Source organism: Stutzerimonas stutzeri, assembly GCF_013522825.1.
GTDB classification, from domain to species: domain Bacteria; phylum Pseudomonadota; class Gammaproteobacteria; order Pseudomonadales; family Pseudomonadaceae; genus Stutzerimonas; species Stutzerimonas stutzeri_AK.
The window spans coordinates 97608-111676 of the sequence record NZ_JAAMQZ010000012.1; the positions used below are offsets into that span (position 1 = coordinate 97608).

Here is a 14069-nt window from a genome sequence, read left to right on the forward strand (position 1 = left end):
CAGGCGGGAGCGCAGGTGCGCTGGTATGCCCCCTTCAACTGCTCCGGAGTTTCCAGGTGTCCCTCTTCTATCAAACACTTATCGACTGGCCCTTCCCCGCCGTAACCCGCCGTTACGGTCAGGAAGACTGCATCCGTTTTGCTCGCGGCTTCGGCGCGGGCGCATCGAAGGAATGGGCCACAGCCGACCGCCCCTACCTCGAACCCGGCCCGGAGCTGCAGGTATTGCCGATGTCCGCGGTAGCCCTGGCCGATGGCGAGTTCTGGCAGAAGGATCCACGCACCGGTATCGCCTGGCAACAGATCGTCCACGCCCAGGAAACCCTGCGCGTGCATCGCCCACTGGCCAGCGAAGGTGAACTGGTGGTCACACAGAAGATCGACGAGGTCTTTGATCGCGGCACCGAGAGAGGCGCCGTCATGCTGCAGACGCTGACACTCAGCGAACCGGCCGGCGAAACCGTAGCCACCATAGAAGTCACCACCGTCCTGCGCGGTAACGGTGGATTTGGCGGGAAGCCGCAAGATACACCGCGCCCCATGCCATTGCCGGAGCGCCCCGCGGATCAGGTACTGGAAATTCTCACGCCGAGGGAGGCGGATACACCCTTCCGCCTCTCCGCGGATATCGCCATCGCGGCGCAAACCCAAGGCACGACCCAGGCGATGATTCGTGGCGTCGGCTGTTTCGGCCTAGCCGGTCGCGGTGTACTGCAGATGGCCTGCGACAATGACGCCACACGTCTGCGCAGCCTGTCGGTGCGCTATGCCGGCCCGATGTACAGCGGCGAGACCATGCGCATCGAGCTATGGCGGATCGAACCAGGCCTCGCGTTGTTCCGCATGCATGTGGTTGAGCGCGACAAGCCGGTACTCAGCCATGGCCTCATCGAGTTCGAAGCCTGAGCAGGTACTCCACCAGGCAAACGGACTCAGCCCTCGGTCGTCGCTTTCGCAGCCGAGGCCCTGGTGACGCGCGGCTTGCGGGCACGAGGAGTCGGGGCGGTGCCAGCAGCCTCATCAGGCATGCCGGAGCGCAAGGTCTGCACCACGATGCGCGCAATGGCCGCGTTGATTCGCTTGGAACCCAGCCCGCGCTCCATCACCACCGGGTCAGTCGAAGCCAAGCGCTCCATCGCCGCCTGCAGCACAGTGGCTTCGGCATAAGCATCACTTTTCTTTCGGCTGCCAACTGCCGGATTGACGGCAAGAATCAGCTTGGCAAAACGCTCGATGAACGGAATATAGGTGTTCATCCGCAGTTCCTCAAAACGCGGATCCCCCCGATCAGCCTCGAGGTTGCGGTAGCGCAGCACTTCTCGATGACGACTCCAGACCCCGTTCAACGCTTCAATCAAGCGCAGGGCCTCCTCCTCGAATCGCTCGACAGGCCAAGGCTCCTCAAGCAGCTTCGATACATTGGCCATATCTTCACCGGCCTCCAGGGCCAGCGAATAGAGCACATCCTGAACATCATCGAAGTACATGTAGAAGCTGGCAGAGGACGTACCTGCAGCCTTGGAGATGGCAACGGCCGTGATGTCCACCAATGGATGGGTGAAAAGCAGGCGCCGAGTAGCGGCCATCAAGCGCTGGCGTGTTTCCTGGCCCTTACGGCCCAGCACCTGCCCCTGCTTGTTCATGCTGATTTCATACGCCATGCGCGACCCTCTCTCCCTTTAACTCATGAATTCAAGATTGGCACGCCAAACCCGACGTCGACCTGCCTGAGGCCATTAGCCCCTCGAACCTGACGAGCGCAAGCACCCTAATAATAAACAAAATGACAGCTCTCAGTCGAATCTATAAAGGGTAATCCAACAACACCATCTACCCATATCCACTAGACCCAGCACCTTTACGTCATCAGCAAGGATCGAAAATAGCACCACCCCCTATACATAACTGACACATTTACAGTTATTATAAGGGCATGGCCCACGCACACCCACCCAGTGCATGGAAACCCAGAAGACAGCTCAGGAGGCGACATGCCGAACATGGTTGCAGAAAAAGTCGTAGTCATTACCGGGGCCGGGAGCGGTATAGGCCGGGAGTTTGCCCTGGCCTTCGCGGCACAGGGCGCACGTGTTGTGGTCAACGATCTGGGCCGAACCGAGTCGGGGGGTAGCGCAGCCGAAGTCGTAGTCGGGGAGATTCGCGCAGCGGGCGGCGAGGCCGTGGCGAGTACCGACAGTGTCTCCGAGTGGGTATCCGCGCAGCGCATCGTGCAAACCGCCATGGATCACTTCGGCAAAGTGGATTGCGTGGTCAACAATGCCGGCATCGTCCGCGACCGCTTCTTCTTCAAGATGAGCCTCGAAGAATGGCAAGCCGTGATCGACGTCCATCTCAATGGCTCCTTTTATGTCGCTCGTGCCGCGGCCCCGTACTTCAAGGCCCAGAACAGCGGTGCCTATATCCACATGACCTCTACCAGCGGGCTGATCGGCAATCCCGGGCAGGCCAACTATTCGGCGGCCAAGCTGGGCCTGGCGGGCCTGTCGAAGAGCATTGCCCTCGATATGGCACGCTACAACGTGCGTTCCAACTGCATCGCTCCCTTTGCCTGGACCGCCATGACCGCCTCGGTTCCCACCGACGATCCGGAAACCGCCGCGCGCATGGAGAAACTCAAGACCATGGAGCCCCGCAAGATCGCGCCCTTGGCGGTTTACCTGGCCAGCGATGCAGGCGCCGGCGTATCCGGGCAGGTCTTCGGCGTGCGCGCCAACGAGATCTACCTCTATTCCCAGCCCCGCGTGCTCCGCTCGGTACACCGCAGCGATGGCTGGACACCGGAAAGCATCGCCGAACATGCCATCCCCGCAATGAAAAATTCCTTTTACGAGAACATCCCCTCGCCCCAGCTCACCACCTGGGATCCGATCTGACTGTTCTGACAAGAACCACGAGGCGCGCAGCATGAGCGAGATCGAAACCATCGGCACCGGCTTCACCTGGGACGAACTGCCAGTAGGCCGCAGGTTCAAGACCTACGGCCGCACCATCACCGAAGCGGACATCGTCAACTTCATTTCCGCCACCGGCATGCTGGAAGTGCTGTTCACCAACCAGGAGTTCCTGCGCGACGCGGGCTTCGACGGTCGCCTGGTGCCCGGCGGCCAGGTCTTCTGCATGGCCGAGGGCCTGCTGTTCCAGACAGCCCTGCAGGGTGTGGGCGTGGCCTTCCTGAACATGGAGCTGGACATCAAGGGGCCGACCTTCGCCGGCGACACCCTGCATGTCGAGGTGGAGGTAATCGAGTCCCGCCCGAGCAAGGGCAAGCCAGGCATGGGCCTCGTGCGCACCCGCAACCAGGTAATCAAACAGGATGGCAGCGTGGTCATGGTGTATACCCCGCTGCGCCTGGTGAAAGGCCGCGAGAACCTGCAGGCCTGAGCCGACGCCAGGCGCACTGCTCCCCATAGCCGGAGGTGAAAATGAAACAAGTCCGTTTGTACGGCCCGCAGGATCTGCGCATCGACGACGTACCGATGCCTCAGGCCGGTTCACGGGACGTGGTGGTCAAGGTCGCCGTGTTCGGCATCTGCGGCAGCGACCTCAACTTCGCCAGGAATGGCTACATCGGCAGCCCGAGTCCGCAACCGATGCCCCTCGGGCATGAACTGGCAGGCACCGTATACCAGGTGGGTGAGGCGGTGCGGGACATCGCGATCGGCCAGCGCGTCGTGGTTCACCCGATGAAGGGGAGCAATCGCATTGGCACTGGCGACCCCGAACATGGCGGCTTTGCCGAATTCCTGCTGGTACGCGATGCGGTTCTGGGCGAATCGATCTTCCCCATTCCCGACAGCCTGGCGTTCGAGCGCGCCGTCCTGACCGAGCCCGTCGCAGTCGGCGTTCACGGTCTGAACCTGTGCCAGGCCGAACCTGGCGACCGGGTCGTCCTGTTCGGTGCCGGCCCCATCGGCCTCGGCGTCGTTGCCGCCCTCAAACATCGTGGCGTCGAGCGAATCGCCGTGGTCGACATTGTCGACGAGCGGCTGGAACGCGCCCGCCAGCTCGGCGCCGAGCAGACCATCAATCCGGCACGGGAAGCACTGGAGACCGCGCTGCAGAAGAACTTCGGCACCGTCCCCGGCAAGCTCACGGGACAACCCCTGGTGGACTGCTCCCTGTACATCGACTGCGCCGGACAAGGCGCACTGCTCCAGCAGACGGTCAGCATGGCCAAGGACATGGCCCGTATCCTGATACTGGCCACCCACAAACAGCCGGTAGAGCTGGACATGGTTCAGATCCTGATCAAGGAGCTCGCCATTCACGGCTCCCTGTCCTACCCCAACGAGTTCCCGGAAGTCCTCGCGATGCTGGGTGACGATCGCCTGACGCTCGAAGGCATGTGCAGCCACACGTTCAAGTTCAACCGCTTCGCCGAAGCCTTTGCCATGGCACAGGATCCGCACCAGTCCGCCAAGGTACTGGTGCATATCGACTGAAGGCAGCCTGTCGTACCTGGTCGACAAAACCACAAATGACAAACGAAAACGATGCCATCAACTGGCACAGCCTGAACCCGGAGTAGATATGAAGAAGTGGCAATGCTTTTTCTGCAGTTTCATTTATGACGAGGCCCTGGGCCTGCCTGATGAAGGCATCGCGCCCGGTACCCGCTGGGAAGATGTTCCGGAGGACTGGATCTGCCCTGAATGCGGGGCAACCAAGGAAGACTTCGCCATGCTGGAAATAGACTGAATCGAGCCTGGTGCTCCTGGAGAACTACCATGAAAACCTCCCACCCACAGGCCTGCGCCTTGATCGTCGGCGGTGGCCACGCCGGTAGCGAGGCTGCCGTCTCGTTGCGCCAGAACGGTTTTGAAGGGCGCATCCTGATCGTCAGCAATGAACCCGGTCTGCCTTACCAGCGCCCACCGCTGTCCAAGGCGTTCCTAGACGGAACCCTCGCCGCAGAAGCCCTGCCCATTCGCCCGGCCGCAGCCTATGAGAAAGCCGCCATCGAGATGTTGAATGGGGTGGAGGTCAGCAGCCTGAACCTCGACGAACGGTACGTTCGCCTTGCCGATGGACGGGAGTTGCCCTGGAACCACCTGATCCTGGCCACCGGCAGCCGGGCACGGCGGCTCGATATCACCGGAGCAGGCGAGCGCCAAGCGGACAACCTGCACTACCTGCGTAGCCAGGCGGACGCCGAGCGCCTTCGCGATCAACTGGTGGAGGGCCAGCGCTTGGTGATCGTCGGCGGAGGCTACATCGGCCTGGAGGTCGCTGCCGCCGCCCGCAAAAACGGGCTGCAGGTCACGGTATTGGAGGCCCAGACTCGCGTGCTGGCACGCGTTACGGCCGCCGAAGTATCGAGCTTCTACGAACAGGTACACCGTGCCGCCGGCATCGAACTGCATGTGAACGCCCAACTGGAGCAGCTCTGCCTCGACGCCTCGGGCCGGAAAGTGGAGTCCCTGGTCACTATCGACGGCACACGCATTCCGCTCGACCTCGTGCTGATCGGCGTAGGTGCCATAGCCAACACCGCATTGGCCGAACAGGCTGGCCTTGCGGTGGAGAATGGCATACTGGTGGACGACCATTCCCGCACCAGCGCCACCGATGTCTACGCAATCGGCGACTGCAGCAATCATCTCAATGAGCACTACAGCTGCCGCATGCGCCTGGAGTCCATCCCCAACGCCATTGAACAGGCACGCGCCGCAGCCGCGGCCATTGTCGGCAAACAGGCCCCCTACCGCTCGCTACCCTGGTTCTGGTCGGATCAGTACGATCTAAAGCTGCAGATTGCCGGCATCAGCCAGGGCTACGACCAGGTGCTGCTGCGAGGCTCTAGGGCGTTGCGCTCTTTCGTGGCCTTCTATGCGCGTGAAGGACGCCTGATCGCGGCCGACTGCGTCAACCGGCAGCAGGAGTTCATGGCCATCAAGAAACTCGTACAGATGGGATTCTCCGGCGCGCTCGAAAACCTGTCCGACGAGTCGGTCAGCCTCAAGGATCTGGCGGCCAGCCTCGCAAGCTGAGCCGCAGGAACACGCTGCATGTCCAGGATCGAAGAGATCAGATCCAACGCCATCCAGTTGATCGCACTGCACGGCTTCGGGGCTGTTTCGCTGCGACAACTGGCGAAGAGCTGCGGCCTGCAGGCGGGCTCACTCTATGCCTACTACAGGAGCAAGGATGATCTCCTGCTCGACCTGATCACCAGTTATATGGAGGATCTGCTGCAGTCCTGGCAAGACTTCGCCAGACAGTCGCGCAACCCGCGGCATTGTCTTGAAGCCTTTGTCGCCCACCACCTGTCTTTCCAGAGCGAGCGCAAGGCCGAAAGCCTGATCGCCAGCATGGACTTGCGCAGCCTCCCGGAAGGCAGCCGACAACATATCATCGCGATCAAGACCTGCTATGAACGGGAACTGAAGAACCTACTCGCCTCAGGTGCAGACCAGGGCCTTTTCGCGCAGAACAACTTGGCAAGTACGGCTATTCTCTCCATGCTGACGGGACTCGGAATCTGGCAGGAAGGCTGTGATGGCGACCCACAAGCCCTTATTCCCCTCTGCCAACGGATCGCCCTGCAGATAGCCGGCGCCGAGACTCGAACTCACCTACCGGCATTCTCGTAGTAACCAACCGATATCAGGTACGTCCCTACTCGCCGAAAATAGGTGTGCTTGCGCTCGATTTTCCGGCTCAGTGGATTCTCCCAGAGATAATCGTACTCCCCGGTGCTCTTTTTCTCCGCCGCGGCCAGCATTGCCTGCCCAACCGGCTTGCCCTGGGGATCCTTCACCCGGCGAAAGTCGGTACCGACCACGCGCCGGTTATAGCCATGAGCCACGTAGCGTGATGTGCTCATGTCGACGACAAAGACGCAGATCATCCTGAAGGAAAGCCAGGTTCTCAGCGTTGATCGCCGTAAAGGTCTGTTGCGGCTCGGAAGCCACCGCTGTGGCAGCCTTTTCCAGCAACTCCAGGGCATTGGCCTGGGATGCTCTCGAGACGAAATATCCGGCCCCCAGAAGCACATCGCCAACACGCTGAAAGAGAACCCGCTTGCGTTCGACACGGCCGGTTTGCCAGTTTCTCCAGCGATACTCCGCCTCTTGAATCCCCTGCCCCTCCTGCACCTCGAGCGCTTCAGTGAAGGACTTCTTCAGATCCGATGGCAGCTGTGCCAGCAGATTACTACCAATAAGGCTGGCAGAAGGCCCGCCGCTGGCCAACATCACGCCGTTCACATCCAGCACATAGACATAGTGGCTGCCACGCACGAAAGCCCCTTGCCGACTGAATACAGGCAAGGCTTGCGTTCTGTGCTCTCGATAGTAGGCCACGGCGCTTTCCAGCAGCTCTCGCGCCTCACGCTCATCCGCTTGATAACCATCGGGAACAGCACTGGCACCCGTAGCGACCATCAACCCCACCACCAGACCAACCCAGCACAGAACCTTTCCTGAACCCATAGCGGTCATCCCCAACTCATCCCTCGGCCACAAAGGTGACATTATATTACTTGTAGAGCAGGTACTCCACCCTGGCAATTCGCTGCTCATGCGCCTAAGAACCTTGGCCTATTGACAGTTTCCAGCTTCGACGGGAAGGTAAGAGCCAGGCCGGCAGGCCATCACTCAGCAAGAACAGCTACCAATAACTGACTATTTGTCCGTTTTTCTATTGCCGAACAGCCCGGCTCGGGGTAACTTTCGATATCGCACACAACAAAAAACTACGAGCAGCCCGATCCACCTGATGAGGGGCCGCTTAAGCGCTGGAGATAACGCATGAAACTCGATGATCTCATTCTTGTCAGCGTCGACGACCATATCGTCGAGCCACCTACCATGTTCGAGCAGCACCTCACCACTGCCCAGAAAGCCTTCGCCCCCAAGGTACTGAAAGACAAGAACGGTGCCGATTACTGGCTCTTTGAAGGCCGTCGCGCCGGCAATATCGGACTCAACGCCGTGGTCGGCCGCCTGCGCGAAGAGTACGGCTGCGAGCCGATTTCCTTCGACCAGATGCGCAAGGGTGCCTGGGATATCCACGCCCGTATCGACGACATGAACGCCAACGGTCTACTTGCGTCGCTGAACTTCCCCAGCGTGGTGACCTTCGATGGCAGCCTGTTCCACCAGTTCAACAACAAGCAGAATGCCCTGGCTCTGTTGCAGGCCTACAACGACTGGCATATCGACGAATGGTGCGGTAGTTACCCGGGGCGCAACATCCCCAACGCCATAGTGCCCTACTGGGACATCAACGCCACCGTTGCGGAGATCAAACGCGTCGTGGCCAAGGGCTGCCATGCCATCTCCTTCTCCGACAACCCCTCGCTGAAAGGCCAACCTAGCATCCATGACGCCCACTGGGAGCCGCTGTGGAAGGTCTGTGCGGAAAACAAGGTGGTGATCAACATCCATATCGGCTCCGGCGCCCAGGCCCCTCACGCCTCGATGAACTCGCCGATCGATGCCTGGATCATCACCATGCCGATTTCCATCGTCAACTCGGCGGCCGACTGGCTGCACCTCAAGGCCCTGCACCGCTATCCGGATCTGAAGATATCCCTGTCCGAAGGCGGTATCGGCTGGATTCCCTACTTCCTCGAGCGCGCCGACTTCGTCCACGAGCACCACAAGGCATGGACCTATGCCGACTTCGGCAACAAGAAGCCCAGTGACGTGTTCCGCGAGCACTTCCAGACCTGCTTCATCGACGACCGCTTCGGCCTGAAGAATCTCGATGAGATAGGCGAAGACAACGTTTCCTATGAATGCGACTACCCGCATTCCGATACTGTCTGGCCGGAATCCGCTGACATGCTGCTGGCATCCTTGGACGGTCTATCGGATCGTGCAATCGACAAAATCACCCATGGCAACGCCCTGCGCCTTTACAACTTCGACGCCTTCGGCAAGATGGGCGGCCGCGACAAATGCACCGTCGGAGCGCTACGTGCCTTGGCTCAGAACGTCGATACCGAACCCAAGTCCTATGGCGGGCCGGCCCCACTGGCCGAAGGTGAAGTACGCCGCCGAGTGACCTCTGGCGACATCATCAAGATGTTCACAGCAGTGGGCAAGGCAGACGGCCAGATCATGGCCGAAGAAGAAGCCTGATAGCCTGCACCAAGGAAAACGCCCCGCTTGACGGGGCGTTTTCGTTTGATAGCTCCCACGTCGAGGCGTCGAACCATCAGCATGGGAGCCTGATCCTGGAGCGCTACGCATCCCGCAGACGTAAAGCGTCTGTAGCAGCATTTCCACGCGGGCGGTTCGACGCCTCCACGTGGGAACGCTCAGAATCCCTGGTGCCACGTCATCGATCAAGTGCCGGTTTCCGTCTTTCCGCAGGAGCGGGCAAACTGCTTCCCGCGGATGAGCAGAAACGCATCCGCTGGGAAAGTTGGGGACTTGTGCCTGGCTATTCCACCAGGCCCTGTTTCAGAGGGCTTGTTCCAGTTCCGGAACGAGTTCGAAGAGGTCGCCCACCAGGCCGTAGTCGGCCACCTGGAAGATCGGCGCTTCTTCGTCCTTGTTGATCGCAACGATCACCTTGGAGTCCTTCATGCCGGCCAGGTGCTGGATCGCGCCGGAGATACCGACGGCGATGTACAACTGCGGCGCGACGATCTTGCCGGTCTGGCCGACCTGCATGTCGTTCGGCACGAAGCCGGCGTCGACGGCGGCACGGGAAGCGCCGACGGCGGCGCCCAGCTTGTCGGCCAGCGCGTACAGATGCTTGAAGTTGTCGCCATTGCCCATGCCACGGCCGCCGGAGACGACGATCTTGGCAGCGGTCAGTTCCGGACGGTCGGACTTGGCCAGCTCTTCGCCGACGAAGGCGGACTTGCCGGCATCGGCCGGGCCGGAAACCGCTTCGACTGCGGCGGAACCGCCTTCGGCGGCAGCGGCGTCGAAACCGGTGCTACGCACGGTGATCACCTTGACGGCAGCCGAGGACTGCACGGTGGCGATGGCGTTACCGGCGTAGATCGGACGCTTGAAGGTGTCGGCGCTCTCGACGGCGATGATCTCGGAGATCTGGTCGACGTCCAGCGCAGCGGCGACGCGCGGCAGGATGTTCTTGCCGTTGCTGGTGGCGGCGGCCAGGATGTGGCTGTAGCCCTTGCCCAGCTCGGCTACCAGCGGCGCGACGTTTTCCGGCAGCTGGTTGGCGTAGGCGGCGTTGTCGGCCAGCAGAACCTTGGCCACGCCAGCGATCTTGGCGGTGGCTTCGGCAGCGGCGCCAGCGTTGGCACCGGCGACCAGTACGTGAATGTCGCCACCGATCTGCTGCGCGGCGGCAACGGTGTTCAGGGTAGCGGCAGCCAGAGCGGCATTGGTGTGTTCAGCGATAACCAGGATAGTCATTTAGATTACCTTCGCCTCGTTCTTCAGTTTCTCGACCAGTTCAGCCACGGACTTGACCTTGATGCCAGCGCTGCGGGCAGCCGGCGCTTCGACTTTCAGGGTCTTGACGGTGGAAGCGGTGGAAACGCCCAGAGCGTCCGGGGTAACGGTTTCCAGCGGCTTCTTCTTGGCCTTCATAATGTTCGGCAGCGACGCGTAGCGCGGCTCGTTCAGACGCAGGTCAGTGGTGACGATCGCCGGCAGGTTCAGCGCAACGGTCTGCAGACCGCCATCGATCTCACGGGTAACGTTGACCTTGTCGCCAGCCACTTCGACCTTGGAGGCGAAGGTGCCTTGGCCGAAGCCAGTCAGGGCGCCCAGCATCTGGCCGGTCTGGTTGTTGTCGCTGTCGATGGCCTGCTTGCCCATGATCACCAGCTGCGGCTGCTCCTTGTCGACCACTGCCTTGAGCAGCTTGGCCACGGCCAGGGAGTTCAGCTCGTCATTGGATTCGACCAGGATGGCACGGTCGGCACCCAGAGCCAGCGCGGTGCGCAGTTGCTCCTGGGCGGTAGCCGGGCCGATGGAGACGACGACGATTTCGCTCGCCACGCCTTTCTCCTTCAGGCGTACGGCTTCTTCCACGGCGATTTCGCAGAAGGGGTTCATGGACATCTTGACGTTGGCGAGGTCGACGCCGCTGTTGTCCGCCTTGACGCGAACCTTGACGTTGTAGTCAACCACTCTTTTGATCGGAACCAGTACGTTCATACACTCTCTCTGCGTCGGTGATGGAGAGCCGGTGCGCTGCAATAGCACTCGGCAATGTGATTTTTTCATGCAGTCGGTAGCAATCGGCTCTTGTTTCCATTCGAGAAAATGACAACAATGTCGACGCAATAACTGATTGATTGTCATTTTTGACAGTCATGACCCCCGCTGTCAACACGCATCCTTTTCGTATCGACGCCTGGTACAGAAATACACAACGGATCACATGCGTCGACAGGGTTTCAGCAGGAGCGGAATGAGTGGCTGCCTGGCTGGGCAAGTCATCCCCGGGAGGGCAATGCTGCCCCTGCTTTTTTATTCATTGCCAGGAGGTATCACTGTGCTCGAGTCCTATATCCAACACGTAAAATCACGCGAGAAGGAAGGTCTTCCTCCCCTGGCCCTGACCGCAGAGCAAACCGCCGGTCTGGTCGAATTGCTGAGGAACCCGCCCGCCTTCGAAGAACCTTTCCTTCTCGACTTGCTGACCAACTGCGTACCGCCCGGCGTCGACGAGGCTGCCTACGTCAAGGCTGGCTTCCTCTCGGCCATCGTCAAGGGCGAGGACAGCTCCCCACTGATCGGCAAGTTCCGAGCCATCGAGCTGCTGGGCACCATGCAGGGCGGCTACAACATCGCCACCCTGGTCGAACTGCTGGACGACGCCGCTCTGGGCGCCGTTGCCGCCGAGCAACTCAAGCACACCCTGCTGATGTTCGACGCCTTCCATGACGTAGCCGAGAAGGCCAAGTCCGGCAACGTCAACGCCAAGGCCGTACTGCAGTCCTGGGCTGACGGCGAGTGGTTCACCAGCAAGCCGGAAATCGCCGAGAAGTACAGCCTGGCCGTGTTCAAGGTGCCCGGCGAGACCAACACCGACGACCTCTCCCCGGCTCCTGACGCTTGGTCGCGCCCCGACATCCCGCTGCACGCACTGGCCATGCTGAAGATGCCCCGTGATGGTATTACCCCCGATCAGCCGGGCTCCATCGGCCCACTGAAGCAAATCGAAGAAATCAAGGCCAAGGGCTTCCCGGTTGCCTACGTCGGCGACGTGGTCGGTACTGGCTCCTCGCGCAAATCCGCCACCAACTCGGTGCTGTGGTTCTTCGGTGACGACATTCCGTACGTTCCGAACAAGCGCGCAGGCGGCTTCTGCTTCGGCACCAAAATCGCCCCGATCTTCTATAACACCATGGAAGACGCCGGCGCCCTGCCGATCGAGTTCGATGTGTCGAACATCAACATGGGCGACGTGATCGACGTCTATCCGTTTGCCGGCAAAGTTTGCAAGCACGGCACCGACGACGTCATCACCACCTTCGAACTGAAGACCCCGGTACTGCTCGACGAAGTCCGCGCTGGTGGCCGTATCCCGCTGATCATCGGCCGCGGCCTGACCGAGAAGGCGCGTGCCGAACTGGGCCTGGGTGCTTCCGAGCTGTTCAAGAAGCCGGATCAGCCTGCTGCCAGCACCAAGGGTTTCACCCTGGCGCAAAAGATGGTCGGCAAGGCCTGCGGCGTCGAAGGCGTCCGTCCGGGCACCTACTGCGAACCGAAGATGACCACCGTCGGCTCTCAGGACACCACCGGCCCGATGACCCGTGACGAGCTGAAAGACCTGGCGTGCCTGGGCTTCTCGGCTGACCTGGTGATGCAGTCCTTCTGCCATACCGCGGCCTATCCGAAGCCGATCGACGTCACCACCCACCACACCCTGCCGGATTTCATCCGCACCCGTGGCGGCGTGTCCCTGCGTCCGGGCGACGGCATCATCCACAGCTGGCTGAACCGCATGCTGCTGCCGGACACCGTCGGCACCGGTGGCGACTCGCACACCCGCTTCCCGATCGGCATCAGCTTCCCGGCCGGCTCCGGCCTGGTCGCCTTCGCCGCCGCCACCGGCGTGATGCCGCTGGACATGCCGGAGTCGGTGCTGGTGCGCTTCAAAGGCAAGATGCAACCGGGTATCACCCTGCGTGACCTGGTCCATGCCATCCCCTACTACGCCATCCAGAAGGGCCTGCTGACCGTCGAGAAGAAAGGCAAGAAGAACATCTTCTCCGGCCGCATCCTCGAGATCGAAGGCCTGGACAACCTGACCGTCGAGCAGGCGTTCGAGCTATCCGACGCCTCCGCCGAGCGTTCGGCTGCCGGCTGCACCATCAAGCTGCCGGAAGAAGCTATCGCCGAGTACCTGAAATCCAACATCACCCTGCTGCGCTGGATGATCAGCGAAGGCTATGGTGATGCTCGTACCCTGGAGCGTCGTGCCCAGGCGATGGAAGCCTGGCTGGCCAACCCGGTACTGCTGGAAGCCGACAAGGACGCCGAGTACGCCGAAGTCATCGAGATCGATCTGTCCGAAGTCAAGGAGCCGATCCTCTGCGCCCCGAACGACCCGGACGACGCCCGCCTGCTGTCCACCGTGGCCGGCGACAAGATCGACGAAGTGTTCATCGGTTCGTGCATGACCAACATCGGTCACTTCCGTGCTGCCGGCAAGCTGCTTGACAAGGTCAAGGGCGGTATCCCGACGCGCCTGTGGCTGTCGCCGCCGACCAAGATGGATGCCCACCAGCTGACCGAGGAAGGCTACTACGGTATCTACGGCAAGGCCGGTGCACGCATGGAGATGCCGGGCTGCTCACTGTGCATGGGTAACCAAGCGCGCGTCGCTGCCAACTCCACCGTGGTATCGACCTCCACCCGTAACTTCCCCAACCGTCTGGGCGATGGCGCCAACGTGTATCTGGCCTCTGCCGAACTGGCTGCGGTCGCCTCGATTCTCGGCAAACTGCCGACCGTCGAGGAGTACATGGCCTACGCCAAGGATATCGACAGCATGGCTGGCGACATCTACCGCTACCTGAGCTTCGACCAGATCGCCGACTTCCGCGAAGCGGCGGCGAACGCCCAGATCCCGGTCGTTCAAGCATGATAAATAATATGCCTG

The 14069-nt window shown here is 61.1% G+C and carries 12 protein-coding genes and 1 pseudogene; 9 read left to right on the plus strand and 4 right to left on the minus strand.

Annotated elements, in window-relative coordinates:
* The first annotated feature begins 56 nt into the window (after positions 1-56).
* Positions 57-905, plus strand: coding sequence for a MaoC/PaaZ C-terminal domain-containing protein (locus tag G7020_RS09855; RefSeq protein WP_181083949.1), 849 nt, complete (start codon positions 57-59; stop codon positions 903-905).
* A gap of 26 nt (positions 906-931) precedes the next feature.
* Here the strand turns inward: G7020_RS09855 and G7020_RS09860 are convergent, their stop codons facing one another.
* A complete protein-coding gene (locus G7020_RS09860) occupies positions 932-1660 on the minus strand; it encodes a TetR/AcrR family transcriptional regulator (RefSeq protein ID WP_058151110.1) in 729 nt (242 codons plus the stop codon).
* A gap of 330 nt (positions 1661-1990) precedes the next feature.
* Here G7020_RS09860 and G7020_RS09865 point away from each other — a divergent pair, with 330 nt between their 5' ends.
* The 6 genes from G7020_RS09865 to G7020_RS09890 all read left to right on the plus strand — a co-directional run bounded on the left by G7020_RS09865 (position 1991) and on the right by G7020_RS09890 (position 6613).
* Positions 1991-2893 carry an SDR family NAD(P)-dependent oxidoreductase gene (locus tag G7020_RS09865; protein WP_100549899.1) on the plus strand — a complete coding sequence of 301 codons (903 nt, stop codon included), beginning with the start codon at positions 1991-1993 and terminating at the stop codon, positions 2891-2893.
* A gap of 31 nt (positions 2894-2924) precedes the next feature.
* Positions 2925-3401, plus strand: a complete 477-nt coding sequence (locus G7020_RS09870; protein ID WP_058151108.1) for a MaoC family dehydratase — start codon at positions 2925-2927, stop codon at positions 3399-3401.
* Between the two features lie 41 nt (positions 3402-3442).
* Positions 3443-4462 carry a zinc-dependent alcohol dehydrogenase gene (locus G7020_RS09875; RefSeq protein WP_100549900.1) on the plus strand — a complete coding sequence of 340 codons (1020 nt, stop codon included), beginning with the start codon at positions 3443-3445 and terminating at the stop codon, positions 4460-4462.
* Between the two features lie 88 nt (positions 4463-4550).
* Positions 4551-4718 carry a rubredoxin gene (locus tag G7020_RS09880; protein ID WP_058151106.1) on the plus strand — a complete coding sequence of 56 codons (168 nt, stop codon included), beginning with the start codon at positions 4551-4553 and terminating at the stop codon, positions 4716-4718.
* Positions 4719-4747: 29 nt separating this feature from the next.
* Positions 4748-6010: an NAD(P)/FAD-dependent oxidoreductase gene (locus tag G7020_RS09885; protein WP_100549901.1), complete on the plus strand. Its 1263-nt coding sequence runs from the start codon at positions 4748-4750 to the stop codon at positions 6008-6010.
* An 18-nt stretch (positions 6011-6028) separates the two neighbouring features.
* Complete coding sequence (locus G7020_RS09890) at positions 6029-6613, plus strand: TetR/AcrR family transcriptional regulator (RefSeq protein ID WP_100549902.1); 585 nt, start codon at positions 6029-6031, stop codon at positions 6611-6613.
* Here G7020_RS09890 and G7020_RS09895 read toward each other — a convergent pair.
* A pseudogene (locus tag G7020_RS09895) lies at positions 6592-7453 on the minus strand (cache domain-containing protein). The gene G7020_RS09890 and the pseudogene G7020_RS09895 overlap by 22 nt on opposite strands.
* A 318-nt stretch (positions 7454-7771) precedes the next feature.
* On the opposite strand from G7020_RS09895, the gene G7020_RS09900 reads away from it, so the two are divergent.
* Positions 7772-9109 carry an amidohydrolase family protein gene (locus G7020_RS09900; protein ID WP_100549903.1) on the plus strand — a complete coding sequence of 446 codons (1338 nt, stop codon included), beginning with the start codon at positions 7772-7774 and terminating at the stop codon, positions 9107-9109.
* A 324-nt stretch (positions 9110-9433) separates the two neighbouring features.
* On the opposite strand, the gene G7020_RS09905 is transcribed toward G7020_RS09900, so the two are convergent.
* Positions 9434-10363, minus strand: a complete 930-nt coding sequence (locus G7020_RS09905) for an electron transfer flavoprotein subunit alpha/FixB family protein (RefSeq protein ID WP_125852329.1) — start codon at positions 10361-10363, stop codon at positions 9434-9436.
* Positions 10364-11113: an electron transfer flavoprotein subunit beta/FixA family protein gene (locus tag G7020_RS09910; RefSeq protein WP_125853294.1), complete on the minus strand. Its 750-nt coding sequence runs from the start codon at positions 11111-11113 to the stop codon at positions 10364-10366.
* Between the two features lie 340 nt (positions 11114-11453).
* Between G7020_RS09910 and acnB the strand changes: the two genes are divergently transcribed.
* On the plus strand, positions 11454-14054 hold the full coding sequence (acnB, locus tag G7020_RS09915; RefSeq protein WP_181083951.1) for a bifunctional aconitate hydratase 2/2-methylisocitrate dehydratase: 2601 nt from the start codon (positions 11454-11456) through the stop codon (positions 14052-14054).
* Positions 14055-14069: the final 15 nt, after the last annotated feature.

Bases quoted from the DNA above. Each gene is read 5' to 3' on its own strand.
- G7020_RS09890 (WP_100549902.1), top strand. From the start codon at position 6,029: ATGTCCAGGATCGAAGAGATCAGATCCAACGCCATCCAGTTGATCGCA.
- G7020_RS09885 (WP_100549901.1), top strand. From the start codon at position 4,748: ATGAAAACCTCCCACCCACAGGCCTGCGCCTTGATCGTCGGCGGTGGC.
- G7020_RS09860 (WP_058151110.1), bottom strand. From the start codon at position 1,660: ATGGCGTATGAAATCAGCATGAACAAGCAGGGGCAGGTGCTGGGCCGT.
- G7020_RS09870 (WP_058151108.1), top strand. From the start codon at position 2,925: ATGAGCGAGATCGAAACCATCGGCACCGGCTTCACCTGGGACGAACTG.
- G7020_RS09875 (WP_100549900.1), top strand. From the start codon at position 3,443: ATGAAACAAGTCCGTTTGTACGGCCCGCAGGATCTGCGCATCGACGAC.
- G7020_RS09880 (WP_058151106.1), top strand. From the start codon at position 4,551: ATGAAGAAGTGGCAATGCTTTTTCTGCAGTTTCATTTATGACGAGGCC.
- G7020_RS09910 (WP_125853294.1), bottom strand. From the start codon at position 11,113: ATGAACGTACTGGTTCCGATCAAAAGAGTGGTTGACTACAACGTCAAG.
- G7020_RS09865 (WP_100549899.1), top strand. From the start codon at position 1,991: ATGCCGAACATGGTTGCAGAAAAAGTCGTAGTCATTACCGGGGCCGGG.
- G7020_RS09900 (WP_100549903.1), top strand. From the start codon at position 7,772: ATGAAACTCGATGATCTCATTCTTGTCAGCGTCGACGACCATATCGTC.
- G7020_RS09905 (WP_125852329.1), bottom strand. From the start codon at position 10,363: ATGACTATCCTGGTTATCGCTGAACACACCAATGCCGCTCTGGCTGCC.